The sequence below is a fragment of the Dyella humi genome, from assembly GCF_044904605.1.
GTDB classification, from domain to species: Bacteria; Pseudomonadota; Gammaproteobacteria; order Xanthomonadales; family Rhodanobacteraceae; genus Dyella_B; species Dyella_B humi.
On record NZ_JADIKI010000021.1, the window covers coordinates 720,990 to 740,140 of the forward strand.

The 19,151-nt window shown below is 63.0% G+C and carries 21 protein-coding genes, 1 tRNA gene and 2 other RNA genes; 7 read left to right on the plus strand and 17 right to left on the minus strand.

The annotated features are described in order from the left end of the window. Positions 1-148: 148 nt before the first annotated feature. From fabG to ISP18_RS03825, 5 genes are all read right to left on the minus strand, one after another. Complete coding sequence (gene fabG / locus ISP18_RS03805) at positions 149-889, minus strand: 3-oxoacyl-ACP reductase FabG (RefSeq protein WP_380017166.1); 741 nt, start codon at positions 887-889, stop codon at positions 149-151. Between the two features lie 43 nt (positions 890-932). Continuing rightward, positions 933-1,880, minus strand: a complete 948-nt coding sequence (gene fabD / locus ISP18_RS03810) for an ACP S-malonyltransferase (RefSeq protein WP_380017168.1) — start codon at positions 1,878-1,880, stop codon at positions 933-935. Positions 1,881-2,062: 182 nt separating this feature from the next. Beyond that, positions 2,063-3,040 (minus strand): beta-ketoacyl-ACP synthase III, encoded by a 978-nt coding sequence (locus tag ISP18_RS03815; protein ID WP_380017170.1) that lies wholly within the window; start codon positions 3,038-3,040, stop codon positions 2,063-2,065. Positions 3,041-3,231: 191 nt separating this feature from the next. Continuing rightward, positions 3,232-3,426 (minus strand): 50S ribosomal protein L32, encoded by a 195-nt coding sequence (gene rpmF, locus ISP18_RS03820; protein ID WP_204632397.1) that lies wholly within the window; start codon positions 3,424-3,426, stop codon positions 3,232-3,234. A gap of 14 nt (positions 3,427-3,440) precedes the next feature. Next, positions 3,441-3,926: a YceD family protein gene (locus ISP18_RS03825; protein WP_380017172.1), complete on the minus strand. Its 486-nt coding sequence runs from the start codon at positions 3,924-3,926 to the stop codon at positions 3,441-3,443. 171 nt (positions 3,927-4,097) lie between these two features. On the opposite strand from ISP18_RS03825, the gene ISP18_RS03830 reads away from it, so the two are divergent. Further along, complete coding sequence (locus ISP18_RS03830; protein ID WP_380017174.1) at positions 4,098-4,550, plus strand: hypothetical protein; 453 nt, start codon at positions 4,098-4,100, stop codon at positions 4,548-4,550. Further along, the gene (locus tag ISP18_RS03835; protein WP_380017176.1) at positions 4,547-5,134 is read left to right on the plus strand and encodes a Maf family protein; all 588 of its coding nucleotides are present in this window, start codon (positions 4,547-4,549) and stop codon (positions 5,132-5,134) included. Before ISP18_RS03830 ends, ISP18_RS03835 begins: the two co-directional genes overlap by 4 nt. Before the next feature lie 20 nt (positions 5,135-5,154). Here the strand turns inward: ISP18_RS03835 and ISP18_RS03840 are convergent, their stop codons facing one another. Further along, on the minus strand, positions 5,155-6,789 hold the full coding sequence (locus ISP18_RS03840) for an ArnT family glycosyltransferase (protein WP_380017178.1): 1,635 nt from the start codon (positions 6,787-6,789) through the stop codon (positions 5,155-5,157). On the opposite strand from ISP18_RS03840, the gene ISP18_RS03845 reads away from it, so the two are divergent. The 4 genes from ISP18_RS03845 to ISP18_RS03860 are packed head-to-tail and all read left to right on the plus strand — an operon-like array spanning position 6,779 to position 11,283. Then, positions 6,779-7,720, plus strand: a complete 942-nt coding sequence (locus ISP18_RS03845; protein ID WP_380017180.1) for an AAA family ATPase — start codon at positions 6,779-6,781, stop codon at positions 7,718-7,720. The genes ISP18_RS03840 and ISP18_RS03845 overlap by 11 nt on opposite strands. Positions 7,721-7,727: 7 nt before the next feature. Then, the gene (locus ISP18_RS03850) at positions 7,728-8,681 is read left to right on the plus strand and encodes a DUF58 domain-containing protein (protein WP_380017182.1); all 954 of its coding nucleotides are present in this window, start codon (positions 7,728-7,730) and stop codon (positions 8,679-8,681) included. After that, the gene (locus tag ISP18_RS03855; protein WP_380017184.1) at positions 8,678-10,654 is read left to right on the plus strand and encodes a transglutaminase TgpA family protein; all 1,977 of its coding nucleotides are present in this window, start codon (positions 8,678-8,680) and stop codon (positions 10,652-10,654) included. The genes ISP18_RS03850 and ISP18_RS03855 overlap by 4 nt, the downstream gene beginning before the upstream one ends. A gap of 50 nt (positions 10,655-10,704) precedes the next feature. Next, the gene (locus ISP18_RS03860) at positions 10,705-11,283 is read left to right on the plus strand and encodes a Slp family lipoprotein (RefSeq protein ID WP_380017186.1); all 579 of its coding nucleotides are present in this window, start codon (positions 10,705-10,707) and stop codon (positions 11,281-11,283) included. A 70-nt stretch (positions 11,284-11,353) separates the two neighbouring features. Here the strand turns inward: ISP18_RS03860 and ISP18_RS03865 are convergent, their stop codons facing one another. The 9 genes from ISP18_RS03865 to ISP18_RS03905 form a co-directional block, all read right to left on the minus strand. After that, positions 11,354-11,698 carry a histidine triad nucleotide-binding protein gene (locus ISP18_RS03865; RefSeq protein ID WP_380017188.1) on the minus strand — a complete coding sequence of 115 codons (345 nt, stop codon included), beginning with the start codon at positions 11,696-11,698 and terminating at the stop codon, positions 11,354-11,356. A 32-nt stretch (positions 11,699-11,730) separates the two neighbouring features. After that, positions 11,731-11,807: non-coding RNA, sX9 sRNA (locus tag ISP18_RS03870), on the minus strand. A gap of 61 nt (positions 11,808-11,868) precedes the next feature. Beyond that, the gene (gene recR, locus ISP18_RS03875; protein ID WP_380017190.1) at positions 11,869-12,468 is read right to left on the minus strand and encodes a recombination mediator RecR; all 600 of its coding nucleotides are present in this window, start codon (positions 12,466-12,468) and stop codon (positions 11,869-11,871) included. Between the two features lie 135 nt (positions 12,469-12,603). Continuing rightward, entirely contained in the window at positions 12,604-12,927 is a 324-nt protein-coding gene (locus ISP18_RS03880; RefSeq protein WP_380017192.1) for a YbaB/EbfC family nucleoid-associated protein, read from the minus strand. A 16-nt stretch (positions 12,928-12,943) separates the two neighbouring features. Further along, complete coding sequence (gene dnaX / locus ISP18_RS03885) at positions 12,944-14,623, minus strand: DNA polymerase III subunit gamma/tau (protein WP_380017194.1); 1,680 nt, start codon at positions 14,621-14,623, stop codon at positions 12,944-12,946. A gap of 87 nt (positions 14,624-14,710) precedes the next feature. Next, positions 14,711-14,807, minus strand: an RNA gene (gene ffs / locus ISP18_RS03890) — signal recognition particle sRNA small type. Between the two features lie 84 nt (positions 14,808-14,891). Next, positions 14,892-14,984 (minus strand) — tRNA-Ser (locus ISP18_RS03895). A gap of 137 nt (positions 14,985-15,121) precedes the next feature. After that, positions 15,122-15,880, minus strand: coding sequence for an MBL fold metallo-hydrolase (locus ISP18_RS03900; protein WP_380017196.1), 759 nt, complete (start codon positions 15,878-15,880; stop codon positions 15,122-15,124). Then, the gene (locus tag ISP18_RS03905) at positions 15,877-16,632 is read right to left on the minus strand and encodes a 3-deoxy-D-manno-octulosonic acid kinase (RefSeq protein WP_380017198.1); all 756 of its coding nucleotides are present in this window, start codon (positions 16,630-16,632) and stop codon (positions 15,877-15,879) included. The genes ISP18_RS03900 and ISP18_RS03905 overlap by 4 nt, the downstream gene beginning before the upstream one ends. Before the next feature lie 15 nt (positions 16,633-16,647). Here ISP18_RS03905 and ISP18_RS03910 point away from each other — a divergent pair, with 15 nt between their 5' ends. Beyond that, positions 16,648-17,676 carry a glycosyltransferase family 9 protein gene (locus ISP18_RS03910; protein WP_380017200.1) on the plus strand — a complete coding sequence of 343 codons (1,029 nt, stop codon included), beginning with the start codon at positions 16,648-16,650 and terminating at the stop codon, positions 17,674-17,676. 20 nt (positions 17,677-17,696) lie between these two features. On the opposite strand, the gene ISP18_RS03915 is transcribed toward ISP18_RS03910, so the two are convergent. Together ISP18_RS03915 and lpxK are read right to left on the minus strand one after the other, a co-directional pair. Continuing rightward, positions 17,697-18,098, minus strand: a complete 402-nt coding sequence (locus tag ISP18_RS03915) for a DUF6165 family protein (protein ID WP_380017202.1) — start codon at positions 18,096-18,098, stop codon at positions 17,697-17,699. 47 nt (positions 18,099-18,145) lie between these two features. Further along, a complete protein-coding gene (gene lpxK, locus ISP18_RS03920; protein ID WP_380017204.1) occupies positions 18,146-19,147 on the minus strand; it encodes a tetraacyldisaccharide 4'-kinase in 1,002 nt (333 codons plus the stop codon). Between the last annotated feature and the right edge of the window lie 4 nt (positions 19,148-19,151).

Sequence of the window (19,151 nt, forward strand, 5' to 3'; positions counted from 1 at the left end):
AGGCGACGATTGTCGCGCAAATCGAGCCCCGTGACGACTTTCTCGTTGCAACTGGCTTCCATCGGACTTGCGGGTTTCAAACAGGACAACCAACCGTCCGATGGGAGCTTGTGCCGGCCAAAGCCTTTTCAAGCCCGGCCTAACTCACTCAGGGCATGTACATGCCGCCATTCACGTGCAAAGTCTCGCCGGTGATATAGGCGGCCGCGGGCGAAGCCAGGAAGCCTACCGCCTTGGCGATGTCGCTGGCCTCGCCGAACCGGCCCAGTGCGATCTGGCCCAGCAGGGCCTGCTTGGACTCTTCCGGCAAGCCGCGGGTCATGTCGGTATCGATGAAGCCCGGCGCCACCACATTGACGGTGATGCTGCGCGAACCGATCTCGCGCGCCAGCGATTTGGAGAAAGCGATGATGCCGGCCTTCGCCGCCGCGTAGTTGGACTGGCCCGGATTGCCAGTGAGACCGATCACCGATGCGATGGAAATGATGCGGCCCTTGCGCGCCTTCATCATGCCGCGCATCACGGCCTTGGACAGACGATAGACCGAAGTGAGGTTGGTATCCAAAATTGCCTGCCAGTCTTCATCGCGCATGCGCATCAGCAGTTGATCGCGCGTAATACCGGCGTTGTTGACCAGGATCGACACGGCGCCGTGTTGCTTGGTGATGTCGTCGATCAGCGCATCCACGGACGCCGCATCGGTTACGTTGAGTACACGCCCGTGACCACCGTGCGGGGCGAGCCGTGCTTCGATGGCCTCAGCGCCGGCTTCCGTGGTGGCCGTGCCGATGACGGTGGCGCCCATGGCAGCTAGCTCATCTGCGATCGCGGCGCCGATGCCGCGGCTGGCGCCGGTGACCAGTGCGATTTCACCTTGCAGTGTGCTCATTCTTCAGTGTCCTTCAATGAAGCGATTCGAAGAGGGAAGTAGTTCAAACCCACTCGCTGCGCACGGCATCGAGTTCTGCCGGTGTACCGATAGCGCGCGCTTCAACACTTTTGTCGATGCGCTTGATCAAGCCTGCCAGCACCTTGCCCGGGCCGCATTCGGCCAAGCGCGTGGCGCCGCCGGCCACCAGCGTCTGCACGCACTCGGTCCAACGCACCGGTAAATAGAGCTGACGCTGCAAAGCGCCGCGAATATCGTCGAGCGAGGCATGTGCGCGTGCGTCGGCATTCTGCACCACCGGAATGCTCGGCAACTGCCACGCGATGGAGGCCATGTGCTCGCCCAGCTTGTCGGCCGCCTCATGCATCAGCGCCGTGTGCGAAGGCACGGACACGGCCAGCTTCACCGCTTTCTTGACGCCTTGTTCGGCAAGCTTCGCCAGCGCGCGATCCACGGCTTCGACGTGGCCTGCAATGACAAGCTGGCCGGGCGAGTTGTAATTGGCCGGCGCCACCACCTGTCCTTGTGCGACTTCCGCGCACACAGCAGCGATCTGCGCGTCGTCACCGCCGAGAATGGCGGCCATCGCACCCACGCCGGCAGGCATCGCTGCCTGCATCAAACGACCGCGTTCGGCCACCAGCGCTGCGGCATCGTGCAGCGACAAGGCACCAGCGCACACCAGCGCGCTGTATTCACCCAGGCTGTGTCCGGACAACTGCGCGGGCTTGGCACCGCTCAGCTTCTGCCACACGCGCCACACCGCCACGCTGGCGGCCAGCAAAGCCGGCTGCGTGTTTTCGGTGCGATTGAGCTGATCTTCGGGACCTTGCTGGCTGAGTGCCCACAGATCGATGCCCGCGCCTTGCGAGGCTTCATCGAAAGTGGCTTTTACTTCGCCGTGCGTGGCGGCTAGTTCGGCGAGCATACCGACCGATTGCGAACCCTGGCCGGGAAAAACGAAAGCAAGCGATGGAACGATCTGACTCATGCGTGAGGTCTTATGACGAACGAAACCGCGAATGGTGCCAGCAATGTGCGCCGTGCGCAGCCGTATTCATAACAATCGCGCTAAAAGCTTGAGCGCGTTTCATTTTTTGCAGCCGCCACATGAAATCGGGACGCCCGAACGGACGTCCCGAGTTTCGATCCGACCAGGAAGCACCGAGCCGATCAGTAGCGCAACAACGCCGACGCCCAAGTGAAGCCGCCGCCGAACGCTTCCAGCAGCAGGTTCTGCCCACGCTGCACCTTGCCCGAGCGCACCGCGAAATCCAGCGCCAGTGGCACGGAGCCGGCGGAGGTGTTGGCGTGCTTGTCGACGGTGACGATCACCTGCTCCATCGGCATGTTCAGACGCTTCGCCGTCGCTTCGATGATGCGCAGATTGGCTTGGTGTGGAATCAGCCAATCCAGTTGCGAAGCTTCCATGCCGCCAGCCTTGAGCGTTTCCTCGACCAGCGAATCGAGCGTCTTCACCGCCACCTTGAACACTTCGCGGCCAGCCATGCGAATGCGCACGCCGTGGTTGGGCTCGTCATCCCTGAAGCCGACGGAAACGCCGACCGGATTCCACAGCAGTTCCTTGTAGCCGCCATCCGCATGCAGACAGGTCGCGTAGATACCCGGCTCGCTGGACGCTTCCAGCACCACGGCGCCAGCGCCATCGCCGAACAGCACGCAGGTTTCGCGCTCTTCCCAGCAGACCATGCGGGTAAGCGTTTCGGCGCCGATCACCAGCACTTTCTTCGACTGGCCGCTGCGAATGAACTTGTCCGCCACGCCCAGCGCATAGACAAAACCGGAGCACGCCGCATTCACATCGAATGCCGCGCAACCGTTGGCACCGATACGGTGCTGCACGAGACAGGCCGTGGAGGGAAAAATGAGGTCGGGCGTGGTGGTGCCCAGTACGATCAGATCCAGTTCCGACGCCTTGACGCCAGCGGCATCGAGGGCGCGCTGCGCGGCGAGCGTGGCGAGATCCCCGGTGGTTTCCCCGTCCGCAACGACATGGCGCTGGCGAATGCCGGTGCGTTCGCGAATCCATTCATCGCTGGTGTCGACGAATTTCTCGAGATCGGCATTGGTAAGAACACGCTCCGGCAAGGCGCTGCCGGTGCCGACGATGCGGGCGTAGATCTGGGTCATTGAGTATCCATCAGCGGGCGAAGGTGCTTGATGCCATCCGCTCGATGGGCGGGTGATCCAAACACCAAGACCGCAACGTTACGTTGCCGTGACGGCGGGTTCAATAGCCGCCGGCGGCAACGCATCGCAAGAACGCAAAGCGGCGCGTCGCCGCGCCGCTTGCCTGACGAAACCAAAAGGTTCCGCTTAGATCAGTCTTCTTCCACCACCGCAACGTTGGTCTCGATCACTTTCTTGCCGCGGTAATAGCCATCGGCGGTCACGTGGTGACGACGATGCACTTCACCGCTGGTCGGATCGGTCGCCAACTGCACGGTGCTCAGCTTGTCGTGCGAGCGACGCATGCCGCGGGTGGACGGGGTCTTGCGGCTCTTTTGAACGGCCATGATGGTCTCTCCAGCTAAATCGTTTTGTTCTTGAGTTCGCGCAACACGGCGAACGGGTTATCGGGACGCTCTACGGCGGGAACCTCTTCCGCCGGCGGGCGCGTTATTTCTTCGGGCAGTGCGCTGTCCGGATTAACCGGCACCAGCGGCAGCGCCAACAGCAGTTCGTCCTCGATCACATCGATCGGATTCAGCTTGTCGTCCTCGGCGATCAGCAGCGGCTCGCATCCTGCGGGAAGCGCGGCCTCCTCGCGTTCGAAACGGATCAGGCCCAGACGGCTTTCCACCGTGACAGGCATGACGAACGGTTCGAGCGATCGCTGACAGAGCAGCCACAAGGGCGCCTGAACGCGAACGTCGACATAGGCCGTGCCAAACTCGTCTCGACCGAAGTCGAGCTGGTACTGGGCCAAACCTGCATCATCCGCCAGTGCTTCGCAGAGACGAGGCATTGCGGCGATGGGCAGTGACCCCTGGAACGAACGCCGCGCGGAAACCATGCGCCAAGCGTCCACGGACTCTGGCAGTGTCGCGGACATAACCGGGAAATAGTATGTTTCCCGGGAGGTTAAGTCAACCGCGCAGCACGTCACGGCGCCGGGACCACGCCTTTGCCTGGGCCGGGCGTATGCGGCAGACTGCTGCCGTCTTAAGCCGCCGCCGACTACCCCTTGGATACCTATCTTACGCTCGGCTTGGCCGCCCTGTTCGTGCTACTGGCTATCGCCCTGATTGGCGTCTTCGTGCTGCGGAGAATGAACCGGCGCAACGCCAGCCTCAATCGCCTCCTGGAGCTGGCCGACCGGGTGGAGGCCGATCTGAAGTCGTGCCGAAGCAAACTCAAGCAGGCCCATGCCGTGATGTCCATGAACCCGGACCTGCCTGCCGCCAGCGAGCAGGAGGCGTCCAACGCAGTGGACGCGGGTCTGCGCGCCCTGCTGCTGCAGCGCATCTGGATCCGCGACCACGCCCCCACTGCCACTCAAAGCGAGCTGGACGCCGCTAACAGGGCCATGGGCCAGACCCGCGACCGCCTACGCCCTCTGCTGGAGGCACTGGGCGAGGCGCAGAACGACCTGGACGCCGCCATGCGCGAGCACATTCGCCAGGATTCGCAATCGTGACGGCCCAACGCCGGCTGGTGCTTGGCTCCACCTCCCGTTACCGCGCCGAACTGATGAGCCGGCTGGGCCTGGATTTCGAGCAGCGCGCGCCAGGCACCATCGAAGCCGAACTGCCGGCCGAGGCACCCGCCGAACGCGCCATGCGCCTGGCCATCGCCAAGGCCACCGATGCCGGCACCGGGCTGGCCGACGCGCTGGTGATCGGCTCGGACCAGGTCGCTGAACTCGATGGCCTGCTGTTGGAAAAGCCCGGCTCCGTCGAACGCGCCCACGCACAGCTAAGCGCCGGCTCCGGCCGCGCGGTGTCGTTCCACACGGCGCTGTGCGTGTTCGATACGCGCAGCGGACAGCAGCATACCCACCTCGATCTCACGCGAGTGCATTTCCGCCCTCTACAGCCGGATGAAATCACCCGCTATATCGAGCACGAACAACCGCTGGATTGCGCAGGCAGCTTCAAGTGCGAAGGGCTGGGCATCAGTCTGTTCGAGCGCATCGAGAACAGCGATCCGACTGCGTTGATCGGCTTGCCGTTGATTGCACTGGCGCAATTGCTGCGCGAGGCGGGACTCAACGTGCCCTAACGGGCATCGCTTACTTCAACCTACTCCTTCGAAGCAGCCAAGTAATCGCGCCACGCGACACAATCATCCGGGTTGCGTGGACCCGCTGACGTTTTACGCGCTACCTGACCACGATAAAACGCAACGCTCTTGCGCTCGTCGAACAAACTCAAGCGCTGCACGGGCTGCAAAGTTTCGATGCGTGCACACAGCGAACCCAGCCACGCGGCACGCTCACGTCCACGCGCTGCGTATTCATCGACGACCAGCAAAATCGACTCGCTGGGATGCATCCGGCGAAGCGCCGTTTCGTCCATTCCCCATATCGCCACCTGCGGCGCACGTCCGTATTTCACATTGAGCGGATTATCGAGCGTGTAGATCTCGCGCTTCCCGTCGAACTGAAAATCGAGTTCAGCGGCCATCATGAAGTTGTCCGCCACCAGCAGCGCTGGCTGCGTAATGAGCTGCGTTTTTGCGATATCCGCACTTTCTTTCCAGCCGACAAAGGCCATCGGCACAACACGCGCTGCACCGAGCCACTGTGCCGTGCGTGGATACGCAGCGAGCCCCAGATAGATCAATCCTGCGATTTGCGCCATCAACGCGAGCGCGGCGCCCCACACCGCCAACATGCGCCACACGCGCACGCCGTCCATTCGATGCAACAGTGCAGGCACCGCAGCCAGCAAGGGCAAATAGCCAGGCAACGGCCAGTGCACGCGAAAGCGCTGGTTGTCGGCAAACAGCCCCGCAACGAAATACACCGCGATAAAGGTGAGGGACAGCAAGGCGATCACATCCCACGGACCGCCTTCGTCACGTCGACGCCAGCATTGCCAGGCCGCCCATAACAGGCACGCATACAACAGCGGTGTGCAAGTCACCGCCTGCTCCAGCGGTTGCACCAGGGCGTCAGCATGAAAACGCCAAGGATTGCGTTCGATCAATTGAAAAGCGATGCCCGCACCATGCTGCTGCCAGTTGGAGATCACCAATGGCAACAGACCCAGCGCTGCGACCACCATTGCCAACCAGAGGCCCGGACGCCGCCACTGGGTACGGCCGCTCGGTGTCAGCACAAACAGCAACAAGGCCGCCAGCATGAACATCGCCGCGCGATAGTGGCTCATCCAGCAGAACGCGAGCGCCACGCCAAGCAGCAGCCAGTCACGCAGGCGGTTTTCGTCCATCGCACGCAGCAGCGCGAACATGGCAAGCGCGCCGGCCGTGGTGAGCGGCACGTCCGGCATCGCCATCACACCGAGGCTGCCCGCCAGCGGCAGGCACAGGCAAAGCAGACCGGCCTGCCAGCCCGTGCGTGCATCGAAAGCACGACGACCGAACAGTACCAACAGCCAAGGCAGCGCGCTGCCCAGCAACAGAAACGGCCAGCGCATACCCAACAAACCATGCCCGGCCACGCTCTCGCCTAGCCAGATCAGCCAGGCAGTGGCCGGCGGCAGGTCGCTGTAGCCCCAAGCAGGATGGCGGCTTTCCTGCCAGTAGAACGCTTCATCACCGAACGGCTGGACGGTCGAGGCAAGCACCAGCTTCACCACGAACAGACACAGGAATACCGTGACGAACGCCGCTCGCCAGCGCGCGATGCTGGCGACTACACTGGCGTCGCCCTCCCTATCTGTCCCCGGCTTCCACAAAATCATGTCAGCCATCACCCCGCTTCGTGATGAAAACCTGCAAAAGCGTCTGCATGCCGCCATTGCTCAAGTCAACAAGGTGCTGCTCGGCAAGGCACGTCAGGTCAAGCTGGCATTTACCTGCCTGATCGCAGGCGGCCATTTGCTGCTGGAAGACGTACCCGGTGTCGGCAAGACCACGCTGGCGCATGCGCTGGCGGCAAGTTTTGCGCTGGAATTCCAGCGTGTGCAGTTCACCAGCGACCTGCTGCCTTCCGACATTATCGGGGTCAGCATGTACGAGCGCGAGACCGGACAGTTCCGCTTTCATCCCGGCCCGGTGTTCGCCGGCCTGCTGCTGGCGGATGAAATCAACCGCGCCACGCCGAAAACGCAAAGCGCGCTGCTGGAAGCGATGGCCGAACGACAGGTCACCGTGGACGGTCAGACGCATGCCCTGCCCGATCCGTTCTTCGTCGTCGCCACGCAGAATCCGTTGGACCTCGCCGGCACCTTCCCGCTGCCTGATTCGCAGCTCGATCGCTTCATGCTGCGCGTGTCGCTCGATTACCCCGATGCCAGCGCCGAGCGCGAACTGCTCACCGGCAGCGACCGACGCGACCTGCTCTCGCACCTCACGCCGCAACTGGACGCTGCCAGCCTTGCAGCTTTGAACCGACAATCGAAAACCATTACCGCCAGTCCTGCGCTGCTCGATTATCTGCAGGCGTTGCTGGCAGCTAGCCGCCGGCATCCCGACGTTCGCGTGGGGCTCTCGCCGCGCGCCGGCCTTTCCCTGCTAGCTGCGGCGCGCGCATGGGCGATGCTTAGCGATCGCGGTCACGTGCTACCGGAAGATCTGCAGGCGCTGTTCGTTCCGCTCGCCGCACATCGTCTGGTGGCGTCGCGCGGTGCCAGCGGCGAAACGCTGGCGCGCACCCTGTTGAGTGAAGTCGCGGTCGACTGAGGCCAACGTGTCACTACGTACGCAGTGGCAACGCCTGCAGCAATGGGCCGAACGTCGCCTGCCGGCCCTGACCCGGCATCGCCGGCAGGAAGAGCTGCCGATCGAACTGCACCGACGGCGCATCTATATCGTGCCCACCGGCTTCGGTGTGGCGTTCACACTGCTGCTATTGGTAATGATGGTCGGCAGCCTGAATTACTCGAACAACGCGGCGCTGCTGCTCACCTGCCTGCTCGGGGCGGCCACCTCGATCAGCATGCTGGTGGCGTTTCGTACCTTGAACGGTTTGCGCATCCGCGGCGTGCGCGGCGGTCACGCGATGGCCGGGCAACCGATCGACGTGACGTTCGACTTCGAGGCCAAGCGTCTGCGCCAGGCGGTGCGACTCGATATCGCTAGCATCACCCAGGCGTTTGACGTCAATGACCGCACCGATGTCACCATCAGCATGCACACCGAATATCGCGGCTGGCTGGCGCTACCGCGGCTGCGCATCTGGACCACTTGGCCGATGGGATTGTTTCGCGCATGGAGCTGGGTGAATCCGCATTACGCGGTGCTGGTGTGGCCACGACCGGAAATCACCGGCCCCAGCCCCACGCTGCCGCTCGAAGATCATCACAAACAACGCCTGCATCGGGGTGAAGACCTCGCGTCGCTGCGTGATTACCGCAGCGGCGATTCCATGCGCCATGTGGCATGGAAAGCCAGCGCGCGTCACGAGAACCTGCTGGTGAAAGATTACGAGCAACCCGAAGCAAGGCAGGAATGGCAGTTGGACTGGCGTCATCTGCGCGGACTGGATAACGAAGCACGCATCGCGCGGCTCGCCCGCTGGTTGGGTGAAGCGCTGGCGCAGGGACGGCAATGGAGCCTGTGGCTGCCCGACGAGGCCATCGGCATCGGTAGCGGACCGTCGCACTACGCGCGCTGCATGAGCGCATTGGCGTTACTGCCATGATCGGCTTATGGAGAACGAAGCGTCACGCGCACGAGCGGATCACTGAGCGCACTTTCGATCTACTGTGCCTGACGACAGCTTTTGTGCTGGCGGTGCATGCAGGGCATCTTCCCATCTGGTTGACCATGGCGCTGTTCGTGGCGCTCGGGCTGCGCTGGTGGCAACGCCGTTATCGACCGGGTCGCGTGCCGGCATGGCTGAGGGTGCCGATGCTGGTGATCCTGGTCGGCACCGTCGTGCTCGACTATGGCAATCTGTTCGGGCGCGAACCCGGCTCGGCGCTTGCGGCGGGCCTGCTGGTACTGAAGCTCACCGAAAGCGAAGCGCCGCGCGATGCGCGTGTCGCCGCCGCCTTTGCCTGTTTTCTGCTGATGGCTGCGCTGCTGTTCGGGCAAGGCATGGTGGCCACATGTGTGGTTGCGCTCGGACTGCTGCCCGCATTGACCACTTGGCGTTCGCTCGAACCCACGCAAGCGTCCCCTGCCCTGCCGCGCCAGTTATTGCCGGCTTTCGGCCTGCTTGTCGCGTCATTGCCGCTGGCACTTACCGCCTTTATGTTGGTGCCGCGCTTGAGCTCACCGCTGTGGGGCACCTCGAACCAGCAGACTGCGCGAACCGGGTTGAGCGATCACATGTCGCCCAGTGATTTCACCGAATTGCTCACCGACGACAGTGCCGCCATGCGCGTAAGCTTCGATGACCCACCGCCGGCGCAAGGACAACGCTATTTCCGCGCGTTCGTGATGTGGCGTTACGACGGCAAGGACTGGCAGCGCATTGATCAAACCGCCAGCACATCGATACCGGTGGAAGCAGGTCAAACGGTCGGCTACCGCATTAGCCTCGAGCCCACGCACCAGCGCGTGCTGCCAACGCTAGACGTACCACTGCGCGCGCCGGCGCAATCGCAAAGCAATACGGACGGCGAGGTCTTTGCGGACAAGCCAGTCGACGAGGTGCAGGACTACGCGCTGCACTCGGCGCTGCGCTACCGCCTGCAACCGGAACTCGACATGGCCACGCGCATACGCGCGCTGCAGCTTCCGGAAGGCTTCGATCCGCGCGCACATGCGCTCGCCGCTCAATGGCGGCAGCTCTATGGGCATGACAGCGCCGCCATCGTGAAGGCAGCATTGAACCTGTTCCATGACGGCGGCTTCAGCTACACGCTGCTGCCGGCGCCACTGGGACGTGATGCCATCGATGATTTTCTGTTCAATACGCGCGAAGGTTTTTGCGAACACTACGCCTCCGCTTTCACCGTGCTGATGCGCGCGGCTGGCGTTCCCTCACGCGTGGTTACCGGTTTCCAGGGCGGATTCTGGAACAACGTGGGCCAATACCTTTTGGTGCGCAATTCCGACGCGCACGCCTGGAGCGAAGTGTGGCTGCAAGGGCGCGGCTGGGTGCGCGTGGACCCCACCGCCGCGGTACGGCCGCAGCGCATTACGCTCGGCGCGGCCGGCGCTGCGGCCGGTAATCAACTGCTGCCCTGGTACGAATCGGGGCTGCTGGAATCGGTTCGCAACCAGTGGGACATCGTCAACCGATGGTGGAACCAGAGCGTTATCGGTTTCGACGCACTACGCCAGCGCGGGCTGCTGACACCGTTTGGCATCCGCGAGATCGATACCGACATGCTGGTCAAACTGCTGGTGATCAGCATGTCGGTATTCGGAGCAGCCGGTTTGTTATGGGCGTTGTGGCGTCGACCGGAAGGCGATCCTGCCCTCGCGGCCATGCGTTCCCTGGAACGCAAGCTTGCGCAAGCGGGGGTGGTACGCAGGCACAGCGAAGGGCCAAAGCATTTCCTTCGCCGCGCTGGCCGCGCACTGTCCGGCCAACGTGCGGAACTGGACCATTTGATGAGGTGCTATATCGAACTGCGCTACGCCACTGCCGAACCATCCACTGAATCCTTGCGCGCCTTCAGGCACGCGGTGCGGAATTTCCAGCCGCGCCGCGTGGTCTAAGGCAGGCGCAACGATGTAGCATGCATCCGCCCAAGATGGAGAAACACACCATGTCTCCCCTGTACCGAATTCTCAGCCTCGCAGCACTCTCCACCCTGTTGGCCGCGTGCGCCACGGTGCCGCAGCCGCTGCAGGGCAACTACGCCCCGATTACCACAGCGAGTGTCCAACAAGGCAGCACCGCGAACGGCACGCAAGTGCGCTGGGGCGGCGACATCATCAGCACCGAACCCGGCCAGCAGTCCACTTGCTTCTATGTGCTGGCCCATCCGCTGGATGACCAAGCCCGCCCGGTCCGCGACAACAACAGCAACACCCAGGGCCGCTTCGTGGCCTGCCGCGCTGGCTTCTATGATCCGGAAGTGTTCAAGCCCGGCCGCGAAATCACCGTCACCGGTCCTGTGCAGGGCGTGGTGACGCGCAAGGTCGGCGATTACGACTACGCCTATCCGCGCGTGGAAGCCGACGTGGTCTATCTGTGGCCGAAGCGTCCGGTCATGGTGGGTTATCCGTATGGCCCGGGCTGGTACGACCCGTTCTGGGGTCCCTATTGGGGTCCGTATTGGGGCGGCCCGTACTGGGGTGGCGGTTGGTACGCTCCCCCGGTGATCGTGGTTCGCCACCGCTGATCGATTCATCGCTTACAAAAAAACGCCGGCAACATGCCGGCGTTTTTTTATGCGTTGCATTGTTGCGAAATCAGCCCGGCGGCCAGTGCATGCGCCGGCCGGCCAACAGATGCACGTGCAGATGGAACACGGTCTGTCCGCCATGTTCGTTGCAGTTGATGACGGTGCGATAGCCTTCCTTGTCGAAGCCTTCGCGCTTGGCGTAATCGGCCGCAGCCAGTACAAGGTTGCCGATCAGTTCGGCATCGGCCGGCGTGGCATCGTTCAAGGTGGCGAGCGCGCGCTTGGGCACGAATAGCACGTGCACCGGCGCCTGCGGGTTGAGATCCCTGAAAGCCAGTACGTCATCGTTTTCATAGACGATGTCGGCGGGAATCTCGCGGCGAATGATCTTGCCGAAGATGGTGTCACCCATGTGCGTTTCTCCTCAGTAAGCGCCTTCAGAGCCGCTGACAAAACGTAGCGAGCGGCCGCGAGGTGGGTGCGGACGGCGCGCAGGAACCGGAGTGTACTTGGTCGTACATGAGGATTCCGAGCACCGGCTGCGCCCGCCTCGCGGTCGCGCAGTAGTTTTGTCAGCGGCTCTCAGTCTACGGATTGCCGGCTGCCGAAAGCATGCGCCAGCGTGCCGCGATCCACGTATTCCAGTTCGCCACCCAGCGGCACGCCATGCGCCAGGCGCGTCGGTTTGATGCCGGCAGCACGCGCGAGCTGCGCCAGGTAGTGCGCGGTGGCTTCGCCTTCCACCGTGGGATTGGTGGCGAGGATCAGCTCTTCCACTTCGCCTTCGGCCAGCCGTTCGCTCAACAAACCCAGGCCAAGTTCCTCCGGCCCAAGACCATCCAGCGGCGAAAGGCGCCCCATCAGCACGAAGTACTGGCCGCGAAAACCGGTGGCCTGTTCGATCGCTGCCAGATCGGTGGGCGATTCCACCACGCACAGCACATGGCGGTCCCGACTGCTGCTGGCGCAGACCGCACACACCGGTGTTTCGCTGAAATTGCGGCAGCGCGTGCAGTGACCGATCTTCTGCATCGCCTGCTGCAGCACGGTGGCGAGTTTCAGTCCGCGCTCACGCTCACGTTCCAGCAGATGGAAGGCCATGCGCTGCGCGCTCTTGCCGCCCACACCGGGCAGGCAGCGCAGTGCTTCGATCAGGTCGTTGAGAAGGGGAGATGAGCTCATAAAGGCCGGGAACAGGGAACGGGGAACGGGACGTAAAGGCCCTACGCAATTTGCATATCTGAATTCTTGGACTTGTAGCCATTCATTCAACTTGCAACCAACTACACGTTCCCTGTTCCCCGCTCCCTGATTCAATCAGAACGGCATCTTGAACCCGGGCGGCAGGTTCAAGCCGGAGGTAAGACCGCCCATCTTGTTCTTGCTCGCCTCGGCCACCTTGTTCACCGCATCGTTGACGGCGGCAGCGACCAGGTCTTCGGCCATTTCCGGATCGTCGGCGAATAGCTTGCGGTCGATCTGCACGCGACGCACTTCGTGCGCGCCGGTCATCAAGACGCTGACCAGGCCGCCGCCGGCGCTGCCGGTGACTTCGAGCTTGGCGATTTCTTCCTGCGCGCGCTTCATGTCTTCCTGCATGCGCTGCGCCTGCTGCATCAGCTGGCCAAGTTGTCCTCTCATAACGTGTACTCCAACCTCAGGATTCAATGGGTTTGATGGATTGCGGCACCACGCGCGCGCCGAATTCGCGCTTCAGTGCCTGCACCAGCGGATCGCCCTCGATCGACGCCTCGGCGGCCGACTGCGCCGCGCTGCGCGCCTCAGCCGCGCGTGCGGCCGGTGTGTGCACGGCGCTCTGGCTATCCTCGACGAAACGCAGGCGGATCGGCTCGCCTATCGCTTCGCTCAGGCGATCGGCGATCTGGCTCACAATCGGCTCCACTGCCAGATGCATATGCGTGGGTTGCAGCGCGAGCACCAGCGTGTGACCTTCCCTGCCGCGCAATGCGCAGTTCTGCGCAAGCTGACCGAGCGGGCCACGCAGATCGGCGCGCTGGATCAATGCCTCCCAATCGGGCAGCCCACCTGCGTTGACAACCGGTCGAGCCGGCGGGACTGGAGCAGCGTTTTCCCGCGCGGGCGTCGATGCCGGTGGTACATGAGATGCCGCTGCAGGACGCGCATGCTGCACGGGCGCCGCGGCCGGTGCCGGTGCAGCGGATGGAGGACGTGGCGGCTGTGGCACAGCCGGGCGCTGTCCGCCGGACGTTGCTGCTGGCGTGGCATCGTCAAACGGACGAAACGCGAGCATGCGCAGCAAGGCCATCTCAAAACCGGTGCGCGCATCGGGTGCCAGCGCAAGATCGCGTCGGCCGGTGGTAGCAATCTGGTAGTACAGCTGCACGTCTTCGGCAGCCATGTGCTCAGCCAGGCTCGTCAAGGCCGAATCGTCGCCATCATTGGAGTCGAGCCGATAACCAGGCACCAGTTGGGTGAGCTGAATGCGATGCAGTGATGCAGCCAGATCGTCCAGCACACTGCCGAAATCCGGCGAATAAGACGCAATGCGCGCGCATTCGGTCATCAGCGCCTGTCCGTCGCCCGACGCCAGCGCAGCGAGCAAGCCAAGCACCTGCCCACGCTCGACGCTGCCGAGCATCGCCCGCACCTCGTCCGCCTTGAGCGAACCGCCGCCATAGGCAATCGCCTGATCCAGCAGCGACAGGCCGTCGCGCAGCGAACCATCCGCCGCGCGGGCGAGTTCCCCGATGGCGGGGTCTTCGTATTCGATATGTTCGGCACCGAGGATGTGGCGCATCTGCCCGGCGATCTGATCCGGCAACAAGCGCTTGAGGTTGAAGCGGAGGCAGCGCGACAGCACGGTCACCGGCAGCTTTTGCGGATCGGTGGTGGCCAGCAGAAACTTCACGTGCGGCGGCGGTTCTTCCAGCGTCTTCAGCAAGGCGTTGAAGGCTGGCTTGGAGAGCATGTGCACCTCGTCCACCAGGTACACCTTGAAACGCCCGCGCGCCGGCGCGTATTGCGCGTTCTCGATCACCTCGCGCACGTCGTCCACGCCGGTGTTGCTGGCCGCGTCGATTTCCAGAAGATCCACGAAGCGGCCGGCGTCGACCGCCGTGCACACCGCGCACTCGCCGCAGGGATCGGCCGATTCGCCGCGTTCGCAGTTCAGCGACTTGGCGAAGATGCGCGCGATGGTGGTCTTGCCGACACCACGCGTGCCGGTGAACAGATAGGCGTGGTGCATACGCCCGCTATCCAGGGCGTTGGTGAGGGCGCGTACGACATGCTCCTGACCGACGAGTTCGGCGAACTTGCGGGGACGCCATTTGCGCGCGAGTACCTGATAAGACATGCCGGGCTACCTTGGGGCAGAACCTGATTGTGCCAAGTCATTCAGGGCAAGTCATGCGAACGTGTCGATGCCCGCAAAAGGCGGCGGCCCCGCCAGCCACACCCCGGCACCCGAATCATCCGCTACCGTTGCTTCCTTCCGGACCTGGCGGGGTTTGCGAACTATCGTCGCGGGGGGACCGACGGGGCCACCATAGGGTGGGCATCGAAGCCCTGAAACTGGCGCTTAGCTTGATTGTTTACAAGCTGCTGCCAGCTTCTGAGTTAACTGGCGGAGAGGGCGGGATTCGAACCCGCGATACGGGGATAAGCCGTATACACACTTTCCAGGCGTGCTCCTTCAACCACTCGGACACCTCTCCGCACGCGGTAAAACCGCTTTGCTGGGTGGAACGTCCAGCAAAGAAGCGGAAGGATAACGGTTGACGGTCTAACGGACAAGGGCGTGCGACCCGCTTCCCTCCCCCTCCAGGACAGGATTGGGCTCGCGCAATGCGTGCTACCCCGCATCCGCACGCGGTGACGAAGGATCCGCCAACGCCACCCGCTCTCCTGCCCGCGCAATGCGATATCCCCGCTCCGCCAATGCATCCCCATCGGCCTTGCTACCGTAGTGATAAAGCACCAACCGTGCACGTAGCGCTTCGTCGTATTCGCGCTCGATATCGTCGATACCCGTATGCGAAGGATTACCGACCAGACCGCAGTCATGAGCGATCAGTTCGTGTGCGCCCGCGTAATGCGTCAACACCTCGGGAATAGGACGCGTGTCGCCGGTGAAGGCGAAGCTGCCCGACAAGGCCACACCGAAGGAAGTGCCTGGACGATGATGTCGCGTCGCGAACACGTCAAACCAAAAACCGTCCAGCCAGAACCCGCGCGAGCACGGCACCAGCCGGAACGCTTCCCAGTAATTCACGCCGCCTTCGGCCAGCACACCGGGATAGTCGGCCACACGCGTCTGCAACCAGGGTACGAGTGCTGCGTGCGCGAATACGCGCGTTTTTCCACGCAACGCTTCGTTGAACCACACGCGTGTGAACAGGCGCTCCAGGCCGCCGACATGATCCATATGCGTGTGAGTGATGTAGACGTTGAGCGGTGATGCACCGTAGGCGGCGACATAACGATCCAGCGTGTCGGGACCGCAATCGATCAGCAGCATCGGCTGACCATCCCGCTCCAGCACAGCGGACGAGGAACCCAGTTCCACCGCGTGTGCGGCGCCGGTGCCGAGAAAATTCAGATGCCAGCTCATGCGCTCAGTGTCCGCTCGTAGCCGTACATGAGAGGTGTCCAGATAACTTTGTCGAACACCGCCTCGCCCTGCGCTGCCGCACCAATTTTGAACAACGATCTACGCAAGCGTTGCAGGTTCGCCATGCGCCAACCCTGCTCCGGCGCGCGTATGCGGCCGCGATCGAAATCCACCAGATACAGCCCCTCTGGCGCCACCAGAATGTTGTGCGCATTGAGATCGGCATGCCATACGCCAGCGCGATGAAACCGCGCCACCAGCGCGCCGACTTCCTCCGCGAGTTCGGCGTCCAGACGGCCTTGCGCCAGGCATTCCGTCAGCGTGTGCGTATCGGCGATGCGCCGCGTGATCAAATCCGCCTGGTAATAAAGCCCTGCCCGCCGGTAACGTGCCGCCACCACCTGCGGCACGGGCAATTGCAGCTTGGCCATCGCCTGCAGCAGACGGAATTCCCGGAACCCGCGCGTGCCATCGGAACCGATCCACAGATAGCGATCGCCCATTAGCGCCGCCACCATGCCGCCGCGGCGGTAATGCCGCAGTACGCACTCGCCGGCCGGTGTATGGATGACGGCGACGCCACCCCTACCGCCCGATTGCACGCTGATTGCCCTCTGCTTGCGCCAGTGCTCGGCGTCGAACCACGCACCGTCGACTTGTGGTGACACGGTAGTGTCAAACAGAATCGCACCTTCGGCGTCTTGGCGCAGTTGCTCGTGCATCGGTGCTACGGCGGCCCTGTTTCGGTTCATGCCCGGCGATTCTACATGTCTGCTCCCGCTTCCATCTGCCTGTTGCGCACTTCGGCGATCGGTGACGTTACCCATGTGGTGCCTCTGGTCCACACGCTGCAGCGTGCCTGGCCGCAAGCCACGCTGACCTGGATCGTCGGCAAGCTGGAGCGCAAGCTGGTGGGCGACCTGCCGGGCGTGGAGTTCGTCACCTTCGACAAGGATGCCGGCTGGGCCGGCATGCGCGAGGTGCACGCCACGCTGCGCGGTCGGCGCTTCGATGCGCTGTTGCACATGCAAGTGGCGTTGCGCTCCAACCTGCTGAGCCTGGGGATCAAGGCACGGCAACGGGTCGGCTACGACCACGCGCGTTCCAAGGATCTGCATGGCCTGGTGATCAACGAACGCATCCCGGCACGTACCGGCGAACACGTGCTGCAGGCCATCGGCAGCTTCTGCGAACCATTGGGCCTGAAGCAGACCGAAGTCCGCTGGGATATTCCCATCCCCGATGAAGCGCACGCGTGGGCGGCCGAGCAATGGCCCGACGATAAACCTGTATTGCTGGTCAGCCCCACGTCCAGCCATGTCTTGCGCAACTGGCGGCCGGAACGCTACGCCGCGGTTATGGATCACGCCAGCGCCCGCGGCTGGCGTGTCGTACTGATCGGCGGCCCTTCGCCTGCCGAGCGCAGCATGGCGGATGCCATTCTTGCCCTGTGCAAACACGCTCCGCTCGACCTCACCGCCAAGGACACGCTCAAGAAACTGATGGCGATGTTCTGCCGCGCGCAGCTTCTGCTAACGCCCGACTCCGGCCCCATGCACATGGCCAACACGGTCGGCTTGAAAGTGCTTGGGTTGCATGCCGCTAGCAACCCAGCACGCTCCGGCCCTTATTCCGATCGCCGCTGGTGCGTCGACAAATACGATGCCGCCTCGCGCAAATATTTCGGCAAGCCGGCCAGCGAGATTCCATGGGGCACCAAGATCGAGAAGCCCGGCGTGATGGACTTGATAGAGGTGGACGATGTGATCGAACGCTTCGAGGCGGCCAGCGCGTAACGCTCGCTTTTACGGTGCGATCATGGCGCCGAGCGATAGTCCTGATACGACTTCTCTTCCACCAGCTGCGAACCCAGCTTCAGATTGATCTCTTTCTTCACCGCAGCGCGCTCATCGTTCGTGACGTACACCGCACGTGCGAGTTCGATGAATTCCGCATCGAACGCCTGCGCTTTTTCTTTCAGGCGAATGCGGTCTTCGATATCCCACAGCGCTTCGTTCACGGCCAGCAGGTGCGCGCGCTCCTTGCCGATGTCGGTTTGCGACGCGTGGTGATTAGCCCAGGTTGCGTTAAGCAGGTTGAGCTCGTTGTGCACGTTGGCAAGCTTGGCGGGATCGGAAATCTGGCGCGCCTTGATCTCGAGGATCGTGATCTTGTCGATCAGCTCGCCGAAAGATACCGGTACCTGGATCAGGCTCATGCAAAACCTCGCGCAGAAAAAGCCGGCATGCCGCCGGGAAACAGCGCCTATGATAACGCCATCGACTGCGATTGCGCCCTGATCTTAAGTTTCGTGCAAAGCGCCTCGTAAAAAGTCGCCGGCAATTCAGCCCGCACGGGCACACTCCACCAATGAGATTGGGCGAAAGCGCGGCACTTCACTGCGTCCTTTTCGGTCATCAACACTGGCAAGTCATCGCCAAAGGCAAGGTCTGCGGCCGCGAAAGCGTGATGATCGGGAAACGGATGAGGAATCACCTCAAGGCCCTGCGCAATGAGACTGTCAAAAAAGCGCTGTGGATGGCCGATAGCAGCTACCGCATGCACACGCATGCCGGAGAAGCGTGCAAGGGCTTGCTCGTGCCCATCGGATAAGGCACGCACAAGGCCGCCTTGCAGGCGCATCGGCACTTCGCCCACCTGCGGTTGACCGCCATTGCAGACGCGGAAATCCACCTGATGCAAACGCTGCAGCGGTTCACGCAACGGCCCCACTGGCAGCAATCGGGCATTGCCGAAACGACGGCTGCCATCGATCACGCAGATTTCGATATCGCGCGCCAGCCGATAGTGCTGCAGGCCATCGTCCGCGATCAGCACATTGCAGCCAGCACCAAGCAACAACTGCGCGGCGGCGGGGCGATCGCGACCCGTCGCTACCGGAACGCCGCTAGCGCGTATCAGGCTTGGCTCGTCACCTACTTCGGCGGGATCCGGTGTTTCGTCCAGCAAAGTGGGCTCGCGCCGGTTGCCGCCATAGCCTCGGCTCACTACGCCGGGACGATAGCCGTGCTCGCGCAACGCGTCGACCAGCGCCAGGGTAAGCGGCGTTTTGCCCGTGCCGCCCGCGGTGATGTTGCCCACCACGATCACCGGACAATGCAGGCGCACGCTGCGCAACCAGCGGAGTCGATAAAGCGCTCGGCGCATCGCCACGACGACACCGTAGAACGCTGCCAGTGGATGACACCACCACGGAACTCGCTGCCCGCCGTACCAGCCCGCCTGGAGCGTCTCGGCCAAGCTCATCGCA

Coding starts and splice junctions, on each gene's coding strand:
- fabG (WP_380017166.1), bottom strand. CDS start 889: ATGAGCACACTGCAAGGTGAAATCGCACTGGTCACCGGCGCCAGCCGC.
- fabD (WP_380017168.1), bottom strand. CDS start 1,880: ATGAGTCAGATCGTTCCATCGCTTGCTTTCGTTTTTCCCGGCCAGGGT.
- ISP18_RS03815 (WP_380017170.1), bottom strand. CDS start 3,040: ATGACCCAGATCTACGCCCGCATCGTCGGCACCGGCAGCGCCTTGCCG.
- rpmF (WP_204632397.1), bottom strand. CDS start 3,426: ATGGCCGTTCAAAAGAGCCGCAAGACCCCGTCCACCCGCGGCATGCGT.
- ISP18_RS03825 (WP_380017172.1), bottom strand. CDS start 3,926: ATGGTTTCCGCGCGGCGTTCGTTCCAGGGGTCACTGCCCATCGCCGCA.
- ISP18_RS03845 (WP_380017180.1), top strand. CDS start 6,779: ATGTCAGCCATCACCCCGCTTCGTGATGAAAACCTGCAAAAGCGTCTG.
- ISP18_RS03840 (WP_380017178.1), bottom strand. CDS start 6,789: ATGGCTGACATGATTTTGTGGAAGCCGGGGACAGATAGGGAGGGCGAC.
- ISP18_RS03855 (WP_380017184.1), top strand. CDS start 8,678: ATGATCGGCTTATGGAGAACGAAGCGTCACGCGCACGAGCGGATCACT.
- ISP18_RS03860 (WP_380017186.1), top strand. CDS start 10,705: ATGTCTCCCCTGTACCGAATTCTCAGCCTCGCAGCACTCTCCACCCTG.
- ISP18_RS03865 (WP_380017188.1), bottom strand. CDS start 11,698: ATGGGTGACACCATCTTCGGCAAGATCATTCGCCGCGAGATTCCCGCC.
- recR (WP_380017190.1), bottom strand. CDS start 12,468: ATGAGCTCATCTCCCCTTCTCAACGACCTGATCGAAGCACTGCGCTGC.
- ISP18_RS03880 (WP_380017192.1), bottom strand. CDS start 12,927: ATGAGAGGACAACTTGGCCAGCTGATGCAGCAGGCGCAGCGCATGCAG.
- dnaX (WP_380017194.1), bottom strand. CDS start 14,623: ATGTCTTATCAGGTACTCGCGCGCAAATGGCGTCCCCGCAAGTTCGCC.
- ISP18_RS03900 (WP_380017196.1), bottom strand. CDS start 15,880: ATGAGCTGGCATCTGAATTTTCTCGGCACCGGCGCCGCACACGCGGTG.
- ISP18_RS03905 (WP_380017198.1), bottom strand. CDS start 16,632: ATGAACCGAAACAGGGCCGCCGTAGCACCGATGCACGAGCAACTGCGC.
- ISP18_RS03910 (WP_380017200.1), top strand. CDS start 16,648: ATGTCTGCTCCCGCTTCCATCTGCCTGTTGCGCACTTCGGCGATCGGT.
- ISP18_RS03915 (WP_380017202.1), bottom strand. CDS start 18,098: ATGAGCCTGATCCAGGTACCGGTATCTTTCGGCGAGCTGATCGACAAG.
- lpxK (WP_380017204.1), bottom strand. CDS start 19,147: ATGAGCTTGGCCGAGACGCTCCAGGCGGGCTGGTACGGCGGGCAGCGA.